A 13,877-nucleotide genomic window follows, 5' to 3' on the forward strand; every position below is an offset into this window, starting at 1 on the left:
CGCTCAAGGTTCTGCCGCGCCCGCGCAGCATGGGGATGCTGCGGATCGAGGGGCTGAGCGATGCGGCCGCCGTGACCGCCCTCTGCCGGGCGCTCGCCTCGCCCTATGAGGTGTCGGGGGCCGCGCATTTGCAAGCGGGGCCGACGGGGGCGCCAGTGACGATGATCCGGCTGGAAGGGTTTGAGAATTCGGTGGCCTACCGCGCCGAGGCGCTGACGCGGCTCTTGGCCGACCATGGCCCTTGGATTTTTGAGGCGGATACGGACAAGACCGCCGCGCATTGGGCGCATATCCGCGATGTTGGCCCGTTTCAGGAGCGGGCGGGCGATGTCTGGCGTTTGTCGGTCAAGCCCACCGATGCGCCGGGGGTTGTGGCCGATCTGCCGGGCGCACAGGCGTTTTATGATTGGGGTGGGGGGCTGATCTGGCTCTTGGCGGCTGAGGGAACGGGGCTGAGTGCCGCCAAGATACGCGGTGCGGTGGCGGCGCGGGGCGGCCATGCCACGCTGATCCGTGGTGACCGCAGCCAAGGCGCGTTTCATCCGCTCTCTGCCCCGGTGGCGGCGTTGCAGGCGGGATTGCGCCAGAAATTCGATCCAAGGCAAATTCTGAACCCCGGCCTGATGGCCACGGGTGCAGCCGTTTGAAAGGCGCGAAAGTAGCAACAGATGAAAACCGAATTTACCGCCGAACAGCTTGAAAATCCCAAGATTGTCCGCGCCAACGAGATTCTGCGCTCTTGCGTGCATTGCGGATTCTGCACCGCCACCTGCCCAACCTATCAGGTGCTGGGGGATGAGTTGGACAGCCCGAGGGGGCGGATTTACCTCATCAAGGACATGCTGGAAAATGACCGCGTGCCGGATGCCAAGACGGTCAAGCATATTGATCGCTGCCTGTCCTGTCTGGCCTGCATGACCACTTGCCCCTCTGGCGTGCATTACATGCATCTGGTGGATCAGGCGCGGGAATATATTGAGGAGCGCTACAAGCGGCCCTTGGGGGATCGCGCGCTGCGCTGGATATTGGCGCGTATCCTGCCCTATCCGATGCGCTTCCGGGTGGCGCTGCTAGGTGCCAAGATCGGGCGGCCCTTTGCGCGGCTGATGCCCGATGCGCGGTTGCGCGCGATGCTGGAGATGGCGCCCAAACAGGTGCCGCCCGTGAGCCGCAATGACGATCCGCAGAGTTTTGCGCCGCAAGGTGCGCGCAAGAAACGCGTGGCGCTGATGACGGGCTGTGCGCAGCGCGCGCTCAACACCGATATCAACGATGCCACGATCCGCCTGCTCACGCGGCTGGGATGCGAGGTGGTGGTGGCCGAAGGGGCGGGCTGTTGCGGGGCGCTGACGCATCACATGGGCAAGACCGATGAGAGCCACGCGACGGCGGCCAAGAATATCAAGGCCTGGGCGCGCGAAATGGATGGTGCCGGGCTTGATGCCATCGTGATCAACACCAGCGGCTGTGGCACCACGGTCAAGGATTACGGCCATATGTTCCGGCACGAATCGCTCGCGACGGATGCCGCGCGCGTCAGCGCCATTGCCATGGATGTGAGCGAAATCCTGATGCAGCTCGACCTGCCGCAAGGCGAGGACAAGGACATGGTGATCGCCTATCACGCGGCCTGTTCGCTGCAACATGGGCAAAAGATCAAGACCTATCCCAAGGACCTCTTGAAGCGGGCCGGATTCGCGGTGGTGGAGCCAGCGGACAGTCATCTCTGCTGTGGGTCGGCGGGCACCTATAACCTGATGCAGCCCGAGATTTCGAAACAGCTCAAGGCGCGCAAGGTGCGCACGCTGGAGGCCAAGAACCCCGATGTGATCGCCGCCGGCAATATCGGCTGCATGATGCAGATCGGATCGGGCACGGGTATTCCGGTGGTCCACACGGTCGAATTGCTGGATTGGGCCACCGGCGGGCCGAAACCGCCCGCCATGACCCGCGCGGCCCAAGGGATGACCGGGGTTCCGATCCTGCGCTGATCCGGTCATAATCTGGCCCAAAACGCTTGCTATCCCGCAGGTGTCTGGACCCGGTCGGAGACCCCATGCTGCGCAACATGCTAACCGTTTTGTGCGTCTGCCTTGCAGGCGCGTCCATGGCGCAGGACAGCCGCCTTGAACTCTTGGATATGGGCGACGAAGCCCGTCAGTGGGAAGCCGTGGGGCGGCTCGAACTGGCGGGGCGCGGGTTCTGCACCGGGGCGCTGGTGGCCCCCGATTTGGTGCTGACGGCGGCGCATTGCCTCTTTGACAAGGAAACCGGCGCGCGGATTGATCCGGCGCGGATTGAATTCATGGCTGGGTGGCGCAATGGCCGCGCTGCGGCCTATCGCACGGTGCGGCGCGCGGTGACGCATCCCGATTATGCGCCTGCGACGGATGTCACCGCAGACCGCGTGCGCAATGACGTGGCGCTGCTGGAATTGCACCATCCGATCAACAACACGCGCGTGACCCCGTTCGAGACCGATGAGCGCCCGCGCAAGGGACAGAAGATCGGCGTCGTCAGCTATGCCCGCGACCGCTCCGAAGCGCCATCGCTGCAAAACATCTGCGAGGTTCTGGCGCGTCAGGATGGCGTTCTGGTCATGTCCTGCGATGTGGATTTCGGATCGAGCGGTGCGCCGATCTTCAGCTTTGAAGGCGGGGTGCCGCGCATTGTCTCGGTGGTGTCGGCCATGGCCGAGGTCGAAGGGCGCAAGGTATCGCTTGGCACGCAATTGACCGATCCGCTGCGGGTTCTGCGCGCGACACTGGATGAAGGCGGCGGCGTGTTTCAAGACGCGGCACCCAAGATGTTCACCTCGGGCATCCGCCGCGATACCGGCGCGAAGTTTGCCAAGCCATGAGAGGATGGCGCGCCTCTGTTGCGGCGATTGTCGCGCTGATGCTTGGTGCGTCCGGGGCCTTGGCGCAGACCAGCGGGTTGATCCGGTTGACCGACCGCGATGATCTCTTTGGTTGGGAGGCGGTGGGGCGGGTTGATCTGGGGCGCGATGGCTATTGCACCGGGGTGCTGATTGCCCCCGATCAGGTGCTAACGGCGGCGCATTGTGTCTATGACCGCGCAGGGCAAGGTATCGCGCCCGACATCATCCGGTTTCGCGCCGGGCTGCGCGATGGGGTGGTGATCGCCGAGGCGGGCGTGGCAAAATATGTGGTTGCCCCCGGCTATGATCCGGCGGCGGGGATGCAGGCCGAGAATATCGGGCGCGATGTCGCGCTCTTGCAACTGACTGCGCCGATTCCCGCAGCACTTGCCGCACCTTTTCACCTCTCGGCAGCGCCTGCGCCCGGTCAACGGGTGAGCGTCGTCTCTTATGGCCGGGACCGCGACAAGGCCCCGTCATGGCAGCGTGATTGCGGGCTTTTGTGGCGCGCAGAGGGGATCATGGGGTTTGACTGTGCGGTGATCAACGGATCATCCGGCGCGCCGGTCTTTGCCAAGGACGGCGGGCGGGCGCGCATCCTGTCGCTGGTCAGTGGCGGCAATTGGGACGGCGGCGAGAGCCGCGCCTATGGCATGGACCTGCCCGACCTCGTGGCAGGGCTGAAACAGGGGTTGCGCGCGGCATCCTATAACCCGCTCGCGGCCAACCCGGGGTTTCGGCGCGTGACAGTGGGCGGCGGCGGCGCGTCAGGCGCGAAATTCGCGCGGCCCTGAGGGCGCGCGCGGGGTCTTGACAGCGGCCAGGGCACTTCCCACATCGCAGATGTTCCGGTGCCGCATGACGGGCCGGACAGATCTCCTGTCCCCAAAGGGGAAGGCACCAATCCGGTATCGCTCAATGGAGGATGACCCATGCGTAATTTTGATCTTGCCCCGCTTTATCGCGCCACCGTCGGCTTTGACCAGATCGCCGACCTCTTGGATCGTGTGATGTCCAGTGACGTGGCCCAGCCGACCTATCCGCCCTACAACATCGAAAAGACCGCCGACGATGCCTATCGCATCTCGATTGCCGTTGCGGGATTCTCTGCCGATGATCTGGGGGTCGAGGTCAAGGATGGGTCGCTTGTCGTCTCGGCACGCAAGAGCGACGAGGACGAGGGGCGCACCTATCTGCACCGTGGCATTGCCACCCGCGCGTTTGAACGCCGCTTTCAGTTGGCCGATCATGTGCGCGTGATCGGGGCCACCCATGCCGATGGGATGCTGCATATCGACCTGCGCCGCGAGGTGCCCGAGGCTCTCAAGCCGCGCCGCATCGCGATTGCCAGCGGGGATATTGTGACCAAGGATGTGGTGGACGCCGACAAGGTGAACTGAGCCACAATCCATGTCCGCGCCCGGTCAGATCCGTCTGGCCGGGCGTTTGCCGTTCAGGGCCGCCGCGCCTCGATCAGCACGCCATCATCCGCGCCGCCAATGAGGCGCAACGCGCCATCCTCGGCGATATCAAAGCGCGTCACCTGTTCCAGCGCATCAAGCATGCGGCGTTCTTGTTCCATGAGGGGATCGGGGCAGGCCATCATCGTGCTGCCCATGGCCCCGAATTGCAGCCCCTCGCCCGTGAGCGTGTAGCCCCCCACCAGCCGGTTGCAGCCTGAGCTGCCTGCCACGCGCCCCGGCGTGATGAAATTGAGGGTCAGACGCTCTGGCTCGATCAAGGGCGTCTCGCCAAGGGCTGTTACCTGCCACGCGGGGCCTGTCAGCAGGTCCTCGGGTGAGCCGCTACAGCCACGGAATTCGCGGCCATCCATGTTCAAGACTGCTGAGTCAGGATGGGGCATGCCAGTGGCGTCATCGCGGCATATGCCTTCGCGGATGGTGAGTTGCGCGGCGATCTCGGGCATGTCGAAGACGTAAGAGCCGGGCAAAACCTGCACCTCGGGGCGGGGCAGGCTGTGGGTGATCTCGCCGTAATCGGCGGTGATCTCGGCGGTCTCGGCGGTCAGGACAACAGACCAGCCCGGTTCATTGCCGCCTGCGCGATAGGTCTGTTGCGCGGGCGGCGGTGCCTGCTGACATTCGGGCAGATCCCGCCCCTCGAGGCGGACCATGGCCCGGTCGCCCTTGTTCCAGAATTCGGTGTTCTGTTCCTTGATCCCTTGGAACCGGGCACCAGAGGCCGAGATGACTTGGGTCATCGTGATATCCCGCCCTTCGGCGCGCAGCACGGTTTCATCGCCCAGCATCCCGAAAGAGACCGTGGTATCGCCGCAGATGAAATCGACTGCAAAGGCGAGCGCTGTCACCGGCTCGAGGATGAGCGTTCCCAGATCAATCGGCGTCGTTCCCGCATCAAAGGGCATATCCCGCAAGAGCCAGCGCGGCTGGTTGTTGACCCGGATCACCGCGCTGAGCCGCCCCGACAGATTGGCTGGCACCGTCATCTCGAAGGGCAGCGGCACCTGCTTGCCATCGGCATCGAGCGTCACCTCGCCCAGCATCGCGCCAAACCGCCCCTCTGCCACGACCACGGCGCGGGCATCGGGCGGCAGGGCGATCCGTTGCAGATACCCGACCGCGCCCGTTATGGCGCGCGTTTCATCATCCTGCGCCTGCACGGCTGTTGCGGGCAACACAGCCATCAGGCCGGCCAAGAGGAAAAAGCGGGGCATCGCCGGCCTCCTTTGCTTCAAGACTTGATCACATCCTAGCGAGGGACCTGCCCTTGGTCGAGTACCGCTTTGGTCAGACGCTCATGCAGATATACTTCATCTCGAGGAAGTCCTCGATCCCGTGATGGCTGCCTTCGCGGCCAAGCCCGGACTGCTTGACGCCGCCAAAGGGGGCCACTTCGGTCGAGATGATCCCGGTGTTGACGCCGACGATGCCATATTCGAGTGCTTCGGCCACTTTGTAGACGCGGCTGAGGTCCTTGGCGTAGAAATACGAGGCCAGACCAAAGATCGTGTCATTGGCCATGGCGATCACATCATCTTCGCTCTCGAACTTGAAGAGCGGAGCCAGCGGGCCGAATGTCTCGTCGGTGGCAAAGGCCATATCCTGCGTGCAGCCGGTGACGATGGTGGGGGGCAGGAAATAGCCCGCACCCTGAGTGGGCTCTCCACCCCCCAGAATGACCGAGGCGCCTTTGGCCTTGGCGTCGGCGACATGCTCCTGAACCTTGGTGATGGCATCCGCGTTGATGAGCGGCCCAAGCGCCACGCCCTCGTCCATGCCATCGCCCATCTTGAGCTTTTCGACCGCGGCCTTGAGCTTGGCGGCGAAGGCGTCATAAACCCCGGCCTGCACATAGATGCGGTTGGCGCAGACGCAGGTCTGACCATTGTTGCGGAATTTGCAGAGGATCGCACCCTCGACCGCCGCATCGAGATCGGCATCGTCGAACACGATGAAAGGCGCGTTGCCGCCAAGTTCCATCGAACATTTCATCACCTGATCGGCCGCTTGACGCAGGAGGATGCGCCCCACCTCGGTCGAGCCGGTAAAGGTGATCTTGCGCACCGCCGGGTTCTCGCAGAATTCCTTGCCAATCTCGGAGGCGCGCGACGAGGTGACGATGTTGAACACGCCCGCCGGAATACCCGCACGCTCGGCCAAGAGGCCCATCGCGGTGGCCGAGAGCGGCGTTTCCGCAGCCGGGCGGCCGACGAAAGAGCATCCCGCCGCCAAGGCTGGGGCGGCCTTGCGGGTGATCATCGCGTTGGGAAAATTCCACGGCGTGATCGAGGCGACGACGCCGATGGGCTGTTTGATGACGGTGATCCGCTTGTCGCGCTGATGGCCGGGGATGGTCTCGCCATAGATGCGCTTGGCCTCTTCGCCAAAGAATTCGATGAAGGAGGCACCATAGCCCACCTCGCCCTTGGCCTCGGCCAGCGGCTTGCCCTGTTCGGCAGTCAGGATCACGCCCAGATCGTGCTGGTTCTCCATCATCAGGTCAAAGAAGCGGCGCAGCACGACGGCGCGTTCCTTGCCGGTCCATTTTGCCCATTCCTTTTGCGCGGTTTCCGCGGCGGCAATCGCGCGCGCAACCTGAGCGCGGCTGAGATCGGCCACATGCGCGATCACGTCGCCGCGTGCCGGGTTGGTCACGGCAAAGGTGCCATTGTCGCCATCCACCCACTCGCCGTTGATATAGGCCCGCTCGCACAGCAGGCTGGGGTCCTTGAGCATGGATTTCAGGTCGGTCTTGGTCATTGCGTTTCCCTTTTGGCATGGCTTTTGGTCTCGCCATGACAGACCAGCTTGGGCTAGGAATGTCTAGGGCCAGATAGGGGAGAATACGCCGTGGAACTGGACGATGCCTATGCCAATGTGCCGTATATTCCGGGTGGCGCGCAATATCCGGCGCGCTGGACCGTGGCGGCAGAGGCGTTTCGCGCCAAGCTGAGCGCCGAGCGGCGCGCGGAACTTGGCCTGCCTTACGGCGATGGGGCGCGGCAGGTGTTTGACCTCTTTCACCCCACCGGCGCGGCGCGTGGGCTATGTATCTTTGTGCATGGTGGCTATTGGATACGGTTTGACCGCTCGCTCTGGTCGCATCTGGCGGCGGGGCCGCTCGCACGCGGCTGGGCGGTGGCGATGCCGTCCTATGACCTCTGCCCGGAGGTGCGGATTGCCGATATCACGCGACAGATTGCGCGGGCGATTTGCGTTCTGGCGGCGCGCACGGATGGGCCATTGGCACTGGTTGGTCATTCGGCGGGTGGGCATCTGGTGGCGCGGATGGCGGTGCCGGGGGTCTTGCCCGGGGATGTGGCGGCGCGGCTGAGCCATGTCATGCCCATCTCGCCGGTGTCGGATCTGCGCCCGCTTTTGCAAACCTCGATGAATGAACACTTCCAGCTGGACCGGGCGGCGGCAGAGGCCGAGAGCCCCGCGCTCATGCGGCCCTTGCCCGTGCCGGTCACGGTCTGGGTCGGGGCGGAGGAGCGGCCGGTGTTTCTGGATCAGGCGCGCTGGCTGGCATCGGCATGGAACGCTGGCCACGAGATTGCCAAGGGGCGGCATCATTTCGATGTCATCGAGGCCCTGAGCGATGCGAATAGCCGCATGGTGGCGCAGCTCCTCGGATGATGCAAAACGTGATGTGCCCCATCACAAAGCCTGAATTGACGCCCCTCGCCATTCCCCTAAGGTGCCGGGATAGCGCGCGAGGATAGAATGCCGAAATCCGCCCCCCTGATCACCCCCGTTCTTGTGGCGGGCTGCACCATCATCCTGATCTCTTTTGCGATCCGCGCGTCCTTTGGCGTGTTCCAGATCCCGATCGCGACCGAGTTCAACTGGCCGCGCGCCGAGTTTTCGCTGGCCATCGCCATCCAGAACCTCGCCTGGGGCATCGGCCAGCCACTTTTCGGCGCGCTGGCCGAGAAAATCGGCGACCAGAAGGCGATTTTTCTGGGGGCCCTCACCTATGCGGCGGGGCTGGTGCTGTCATCCTTTGCGGTAACGCCAGAGGCGCATCAGCTCTACGAAATCCTCGTTGGGTTCGGCATCGCGGGCACCGGCTTTGGCGTCATCCTCGCCGTGGTGGGCCGCGCCAGTTCCGACGAGAACCGCTCGATGAGCCTGGCTATTGCCACCGCTGCGGGATCGGCGGGGCAGGTGTTTGGCGCGCCGCTGGCGGAATTCCTGCTGTCCTTGATGACTTGGCAGAGCGTGTTCCTGATCTTTGCCGCCGTGATCATTGCGGTGCTGGCAATGCTGCCGCTGATGCGCGCGCCCGAGCCTGTGGACCGCGCAGTGATCGAGGAGTCCATGGGTACGATCCTGAACCGGGCCTTTCGCGACCCGTCCTTCACATTGATCTTTCTCGGGTTTTTTAGCTGTGGCTATCAACTGGGCTTTATTACGGCGCATTTCCCGGCCTTTGTGACCGAGATGTGTGGTCCGATCCTGCCCGGCGGCGCGCTGCACAATATCGGGATCACCACCACCTCGGCACTTGGGGCTGTGGCCATCTCGGTCATTGGCCTTGCCAATATCGCGGGCACGCTGACGGCGGGATGGTTGGGCAAGCGGTATTCCAAGAAGAACCTGTTGGCGGCAATCTATCTGGGCCGGACGCTGGTGGCGGCGGCATTTATCATGACGCCAATCACACCGGCGACGGTGCTGCTCTTTTCGGTAACGATGGGGTCCTTGTGGCTGGCCACGGTGCCGCTGACCTCGGGATTGATCGCGCATCTCTATGGTTTGCGGTACATGGGCACCCTCTATGGGATCGTGTTCTTTTCCCACCAACTCGGCAGCTTCATGGGCGTGTGGTTGGGTGGAAAGCTCTACGATTTGCACGGCGATTACAGCGTCGTGTGGTGGGTCGGCATCGGGGTTGGCGCCTTCTCGGCAATTGTCCACCTGCCGGTCAAGGAACGGCAGTTGAAACCAGCCTAATCGCGCATGAGATCACGCAGCGCGGCCAGCACCGCGTCGCTGTGGGTATAGGTCAGACCGTGCCCTGCGCCCTCGATCACCTCTTGGCGGGCGCTGCGGTTGACCTCGGCCAGCCGCGCCATGCTGCGCATCGGGATAACGGTATCTTCGCGCCCCCAGATGGCCAGCACCGGCAGCCGCGTTTCAGCGATATCCGCATGCTCTTCGGTCAGATCCTCGGACACCATCCCGGCAATCGAGCGGGACACCGCAGGCACAAAGCCACGATAGCGCAATTGCGCCTGTTGCAGATCGACGATGCCCGGCACGCTCGAGGGCAGATGCCGCTCTGCCTCGCAGCCCTTGCGAAAGCTGCGCGGGAAGCCCGCCAGCATCAGCCATTGCGCGAAGAGCCCACCCCGCGCGACCCGTTCTGCCAAGCGCCCCAGATCATGCCCCAGCCCGGCAGGCGCAATCAGCACCAGCGCCCGCAGGCGTTCGGGATGCAGCGCGGCAAAGGCCGTGGCAATCGCGCCGCCCATGGAATAGCCCAAAAGCGTAAAGTCCCCGGTGATCCCCTGATCCTCGAGCAATTCCTCAAGCTGGGTGATGAAAAAGGCGCTGTCCTGCGGGCCATCAGGCCGGTCACTATAGCCGCGCCCATAGAGGTCATAGACCAGCACGCGGTAGCCAAGGGTGCCAAGCCCCGCCGCGATCCCCTGCCAGACAAAGGAGGGCGTGGTCAGACCATGCACACAGACCGCCACCGGCCCGCGTGTGGCCCCCAGCCAGCGGTAATGCGTGATCCCGCGCGACAAGGTGACGAAATTGCCGGGGGCATTCCTGCGGAGTTGGTCGGTCATCGCGGGTTTCATCGCCTCGCGCAGAAATGGGGCCGCGATGACCAGCCCTGCAAGCGCCAGCAGCCCGACCCAGATCATGCCGCAGCCCTCCAGGCATCGAGGATATAGCGGCTGGTCATCAGGTCGAGATGCGCACCACCGCCGTTCTTGAAGAGGGTGATGTCCTCGGGCGACTGCCGCCGAAACCTCTCAGGATCATAGAAATCGGCGATGAGGTGGTCGCGGGGGATCACGCCGGTTTCCAAGGGCGTCATGATCTCGCCGATATGAGCGACCGTGGTGTCGAAACTGTCGACAAAGACCCGCGCCCGCGCGATAGCCACATCATCCGCCTCGCGCATGTCGGGGCGATAGGCGCCGATCAGGTCGATATGCTGGCCGGGGCGCAGCCAGTCCCCTTTGATCAGCGGATCGGTGGACATGGTGGCAGAGGTCACGATATCGGCGGCGTGCACGGCGGTTTCCAGATCCTCGGCCACGGTCATGTCCTCACACTCTGCTGCCATCGCATCGGCATTGGTGCGGGTGCGGTTCCAGACGCTGAACCGCGCCCGAGGAAAGACCGCGCTATAGGCCTGCCAGAGCGCGCGGCCCACGGTGCCCGCGCCGATGATGAGGATGGCTTCGCTATCGGGCCGGGCCAGCCGCATGGCGGCATAGAGGCTGTCACCGGCGGTTTTCCACTTGGTCACAAGGTGAAAATCAACGAGCGCCTCCAGCGTGCCATCGGCATCGGAATAGAGATTGACCGCGCCGTTGATCATCGGCACCCCCTGCTCTGGATTGCCGGGAAAGATCGTGGCGGATTTGACCGCCAATCCCATCCCGTCGATCCATGCCGCGCGGTTCAAGAGCGTATCGCGCCCACGATAGAGCAGCGTATCGGCAATCTCGGCCTTGGGCAGGCGATGCCCCGCCTCGAAGGCCGCACACAGACCCCGCCACTCCAGATGCGCCTCGCCTTGGGCAAAGGGAATGATCGTCAGGCTCATGCGCCTCTCCTTTGTTCTTTAGATTGAGTTGTCGCAATTTCGAACCGAAAAAGTCTATCAACTTTTTCTGAAATTGCTTCAGCGGCGATAGGTCGGGGCCTTGGTGGCAACCGTCGCATCCTTGACCGACTCGCGCCACAAGAGATAGAGGCCAGAGCCCACAATCAGCGCAATTCCGATCCAGGCGGTCGCATCGGGCCAGGTGCCAAACACCGTCACCCCCCACATGATCGCCATCGGCATGGCGACATATTCGAACGGCGCGGCAAAGGCCGCCTCGGACAGACGATAAGCCTGAGAGATGAAGAGACCCCCCAACATGCCCGATATGCCCAGCATGATCAGGATCGGCCAATCCCCCGGATCAGGCCAGACCCAGGCGCGAAACAGGAATTCGAGCGAGGGATGCCCCATCCCGGCAAAGCGGCCATCGCCAAAGCTGAGGCCGATGATCGTGCTGGCGACAATGAACGTAAGCTGGATGTAAAAGGCCATGGTTGGCGCGCTCTCGGTGCCGCCGATCTTGCGCGCGAGGATGTGCATCACCGCATAGAGAAACGCCGCCGCGATGGGCAGGAGCGAGGCCAGTTGAAACGCTGCCGTGCCCGGCTTGACGATCACCAAGACCCCCAGAAACCCCACGGCAATCGCCGCCCATCGCCGGTTGCCCACGGTTTCGCGCAGGAACAGCACGGAAAACACCGTGATCACCAGCGGCGAGACAAAGAACACCGCGACCGCATCGGCAATCGGCATCGCCGCCAGCCCCAGAAAGAGACAGGTATTGGCGCTGACCACGCAGAGGCCGCGCAAAAGGTGCATTTTCGGGCGGCGCGTGCGCAAGAGGGCGAGACCACCCGCAAAGGGCATCACGAAGGCCGCAAAGGCAGCCATACCCACAAGCGCGCGGATGAACACCACCTGATGCAGGGCATAGCTATCCGACAGGAATTTTATCCCCACATCGTTGAGCGAAAAACACAACACCGCCGCAAGCGCATAGGCAGCACCAATGAGGTTGGAACGCTGGACGGAGATGGTGGGGGTCATGGGGGTCCTTCAGATGTTACGGGCCGCAGCCCGCACCGCCCGTTCCAGAGCGTCCAGAAAACGCGAGCGGTCGGCCTTTGTAAACCCTTTGCCGCCGCCCTGACGGAACGGATCAGCGGCGCGCAGGTCGGACATGAGATCGCGTGTGGCCAGCACATTGCCGATATTGGCCCCTGTCAGCGCCTCGCCGTTGTGCTTGAGCACCTGTGCCCCTGCCGCCACGCATTTTGCGGCCAGCGGGATATCCCCGGTGATCACCACATCCCCCGGCCCCGCGCGCTCGGCGATCCACATATCCGCCACGTCGGGGCCATCGGGCACGATCACCGTTTCGACCAGCGGGTTGCGCGAGGGGCGCAGGCCGCCATTCGAGACCACGAACATCCGCAGCCCGTGGCGCGTGCCGACGCGCTCGACCTCGTCCTTGACCGGGCAGGCATCGGCATCGACGTAAATGGGCATGGGGCGGTCCTATGGATTGGTGTCAGAGGGGAGCATCGAGCCAGGCGCGGATTTCGGCGCTGTGTTCTCCGCGTGTGGGCGGTGGGGCCACCGTGCGGCGGTGCCCATCAAAGCGGGGGGCGGGCGCGGGGCTGAGACAGCCGCCGTCCTGCTGCCAGACGCCGCGCGCCGCAATATGCGGATCATTTTCTGCCGCATCGGGGGACAGAACTGGGGCGACGCAGGCATCGGACCCGGCGAAGACCTCGGTCCAATGTGCCAGCGGGTGCGCGGCAAACAGCGCCGCCAATCTGGCGCCCTGTGCGGGCCATTGTGTGCGGTCATATTGCGCGGCCATATCCGGTTCATCCGACAGGTTCAGCCGGGACAGGAATTCGGCATAGAACTGCGGCTCAAGACATTGCACCGAGAGCCAGCCGCCGCAGGCGCAGGCGTAAACGCGGCTCCAATGCGGGCCATCAAGCAGGCTCTGACCGCGTGTCATGCTGAGGTTGCCTGAGGGCATCATCGACATCAGGAGCGCCAACATATGCGCCGAGCCATCGACAATGGCCGCATCTACCACGGTGCCTTGTCCCGTGCGCCCGGCGCGGATCAGCCCCGCCAGCATCCCCGCCACGAGATAGAGCGCGCCGCCGCCCACATCCCCCACAAGCGTTGCGGGCGTCTGGGGCGGCGTGCCGGGCGCGCCCGCATACCAGAGCGCGCCGGAGGTGGCGATGTAGTTGAGGTCATGCCCCGCCTCTTGCGCGCGCGGCCCATCCTGCCCCCAGCCGGTCATGCGCCCGTAGACAAGGCGCGGGTTGGCGGCTTGCATCGCCTCTGGCCCCAGCCCCAAACGCTCCATCACGCCGGGGCGAAACCCCTCGATCAGCGCATCGGCGCGAGTGATGAGGGCGCGCGCGGTGGCCACATCCTCAGCGCTCTTGAGGTCGAGCACGATGGAGCGTTTGCCGCGATCAAGCAGGTTGCGCGCGCCTGTCACGGGGTTGCCTACGCCGGGGCGGTGGATCACGATCACCTCTGCGCCCATCTCGGCCAGCATCATCGCGGCAAAGGGCGCGGGCCCCAGCCCTTCGAATTCCACCACGCGCAGCCCTGACAGCATCCCTGCCCCTCTCCCGTTTTGGCGCAGGGTAAGAGCAGCGGCGACCGAAGGCCAGAGACCTCGCGCCGCTCCGACCTTCTGCTCCCTTGGCGCGGCAAGGGG

The 13,877-nt window shown here is 64.1% G+C and carries 13 protein-coding genes and 1 pseudogene; 7 read left to right on the plus strand and 7 right to left on the minus strand.

Annotated features, from left to right (window positions below):
* The 5 genes and pseudogenes from KBT70_RS09130 to KBT70_RS09150 form a co-directional block, all read left to right on the plus strand.
* Positions 1-647, plus strand: a pseudogene (locus KBT70_RS09130) (glycolate oxidase subunit GlcE); the annotation flags it as partial.
* A 21-nt stretch (positions 648-668) separates the two neighbouring features.
* Positions 669-1,991, plus strand: coding sequence for a glycolate oxidase subunit GlcF (gene glcF, locus KBT70_RS09135; RefSeq protein WP_296631671.1), 1,323 nt, complete (start codon positions 669-671; stop codon positions 1,989-1,991).
* A gap of 65 nt (positions 1,992-2,056) precedes the next feature.
* On the plus strand, positions 2,057-2,860 hold the full coding sequence (locus KBT70_RS09140; RefSeq protein WP_296631673.1) for a trypsin-like serine protease: 804 nt from the start codon (positions 2,057-2,059) through the stop codon (positions 2,858-2,860).
* Positions 2,857-3,675: a trypsin-like peptidase domain-containing protein gene (locus KBT70_RS09145; protein ID WP_296631678.1), complete on the plus strand. Its 819-nt coding sequence runs from the start codon at positions 2,857-2,859 to the stop codon at positions 3,673-3,675. The genes KBT70_RS09140 and KBT70_RS09145 overlap by 4 nt, the downstream gene beginning before the upstream one ends.
* A gap of 138 nt (positions 3,676-3,813) precedes the next feature.
* A complete protein-coding gene (locus KBT70_RS09150) occupies positions 3,814-4,281 on the plus strand; it encodes an Hsp20 family protein (RefSeq protein ID WP_296631681.1) in 468 nt (155 codons plus the stop codon).
* 53 nt (positions 4,282-4,334) lie between these two features.
* Here KBT70_RS09150 and KBT70_RS09155 read toward each other — a convergent pair whose 3' ends face one another.
* Entirely contained in the window at positions 4,335-5,576 is a 1,242-nt protein-coding gene (locus KBT70_RS09155) for an META domain-containing protein (protein ID WP_296631683.1), read from the minus strand.
* 73 nt (positions 5,577-5,649) lie between these two features.
* Positions 5,650-7,122 (minus strand): NAD-dependent succinate-semialdehyde dehydrogenase, encoded by a 1,473-nt coding sequence (locus KBT70_RS09160; RefSeq protein WP_296631686.1) that lies wholly within the window; start codon positions 7,120-7,122, stop codon positions 5,650-5,652.
* Between the two features lie 90 nt (positions 7,123-7,212).
* Between KBT70_RS09160 and KBT70_RS09165 the strand changes: the two genes are divergently transcribed.
* Positions 7,213-8,001, plus strand: a complete 789-nt coding sequence (locus KBT70_RS09165; protein ID WP_296631691.1) for an alpha/beta hydrolase — start codon at positions 7,213-7,215, stop codon at positions 7,999-8,001.
* A gap of 87 nt (positions 8,002-8,088) precedes the next feature.
* Positions 8,089-9,321, plus strand: a complete 1,233-nt coding sequence (locus tag KBT70_RS09170) for an MFS transporter (protein WP_296631694.1) — start codon at positions 8,089-8,091, stop codon at positions 9,319-9,321.
* Here the strand turns inward: KBT70_RS09170 and KBT70_RS09175 are convergent.
* From KBT70_RS09175 to KBT70_RS09195, 5 genes are all read right to left on the minus strand, one after another.
* Positions 9,318-10,241, minus strand: a complete 924-nt coding sequence (locus tag KBT70_RS09175; protein ID WP_296631698.1) for an alpha/beta hydrolase — start codon at positions 10,239-10,241, stop codon at positions 9,318-9,320. The two genes, KBT70_RS09170 and KBT70_RS09175, sit on opposite strands and share 4 nt — an antisense overlap.
* Positions 10,238-11,155, minus strand: coding sequence for an ornithine cyclodeaminase (locus tag KBT70_RS09180; RefSeq protein WP_296631702.1), 918 nt, complete (start codon positions 11,153-11,155; stop codon positions 10,238-10,240). Before KBT70_RS09180 ends, KBT70_RS09175 begins: the two co-directional genes overlap by 4 nt.
* A 78-nt stretch (positions 11,156-11,233) precedes the next feature.
* Positions 11,234-12,205, minus strand: coding sequence for a DMT family transporter (locus KBT70_RS09185; protein WP_296631707.1), 972 nt, complete (start codon positions 12,203-12,205; stop codon positions 11,234-11,236).
* Positions 12,206-12,214: 9 nt separating this feature from the next.
* Complete coding sequence (locus KBT70_RS09190) at positions 12,215-12,667, minus strand: YaiI/YqxD family protein (RefSeq protein ID WP_296631712.1); 453 nt, start codon at positions 12,665-12,667, stop codon at positions 12,215-12,217.
* Positions 12,668-12,689: 22 nt separating this feature from the next.
* Positions 12,690-13,775 (minus strand): CaiB/BaiF CoA-transferase family protein, encoded by a 1,086-nt coding sequence (locus tag KBT70_RS09195; protein WP_296631716.1) that lies wholly within the window; start codon positions 13,773-13,775, stop codon positions 12,690-12,692.
* Positions 13,776-13,877: the final 102 nt, after the last annotated feature.

The sequence above is a fragment of the Roseovarius sp. genome (genome assembly GCF_018066915.1).
In the GTDB taxonomy this organism is placed as follows: Bacteria; Pseudomonadota; Alphaproteobacteria; order Rhodobacterales; family Rhodobacteraceae; genus Roseovarius.

Coding starts and splice junctions, on each gene's coding strand:
- glcF (WP_296631671.1), top strand. CDS start 669: ATGAAAACCGAATTTACCGCCGAACAGCTTGAAAATCCCAAGATTGTC.
- KBT70_RS09140 (WP_296631673.1), top strand. CDS start 2,057: ATGCTGCGCAACATGCTAACCGTTTTGTGCGTCTGCCTTGCAGGCGCG.
- KBT70_RS09145 (WP_296631678.1), top strand. CDS start 2,857: ATGAGAGGATGGCGCGCCTCTGTTGCGGCGATTGTCGCGCTGATGCTT.
- KBT70_RS09150 (WP_296631681.1), top strand. CDS start 3,814: ATGCGTAATTTTGATCTTGCCCCGCTTTATCGCGCCACCGTCGGCTTT.
- KBT70_RS09155 (WP_296631683.1), bottom strand. CDS start 5,576: ATGCCCCGCTTTTTCCTCTTGGCCGGCCTGATGGCTGTGTTGCCCGCA.
- KBT70_RS09160 (WP_296631686.1), bottom strand. CDS start 7,122: ATGACCAAGACCGACCTGAAATCCATGCTCAAGGACCCCAGCCTGCTG.
- KBT70_RS09170 (WP_296631694.1), top strand. CDS start 8,089: ATGCCGAAATCCGCCCCCCTGATCACCCCCGTTCTTGTGGCGGGCTGC.
- KBT70_RS09175 (WP_296631698.1), bottom strand. CDS start 10,241: ATGATCTGGGTCGGGCTGCTGGCGCTTGCAGGGCTGGTCATCGCGGCC.
- KBT70_RS09180 (WP_296631702.1), bottom strand. CDS start 11,155: ATGAGCCTGACGATCATTCCCTTTGCCCAAGGCGAGGCGCATCTGGAG.
- KBT70_RS09185 (WP_296631707.1), bottom strand. CDS start 12,205: ATGACCCCCACCATCTCCGTCCAGCGTTCCAACCTCATTGGTGCTGCC.
- KBT70_RS09190 (WP_296631712.1), bottom strand. CDS start 12,667: ATGCCCATTTACGTCGATGCCGATGCCTGCCCGGTCAAGGACGAGGTC.
- KBT70_RS09195 (WP_296631716.1), bottom strand. CDS start 13,775: ATGCTGTCAGGGCTGCGCGTGGTGGAATTCGAAGGGCTGGGGCCCGCG.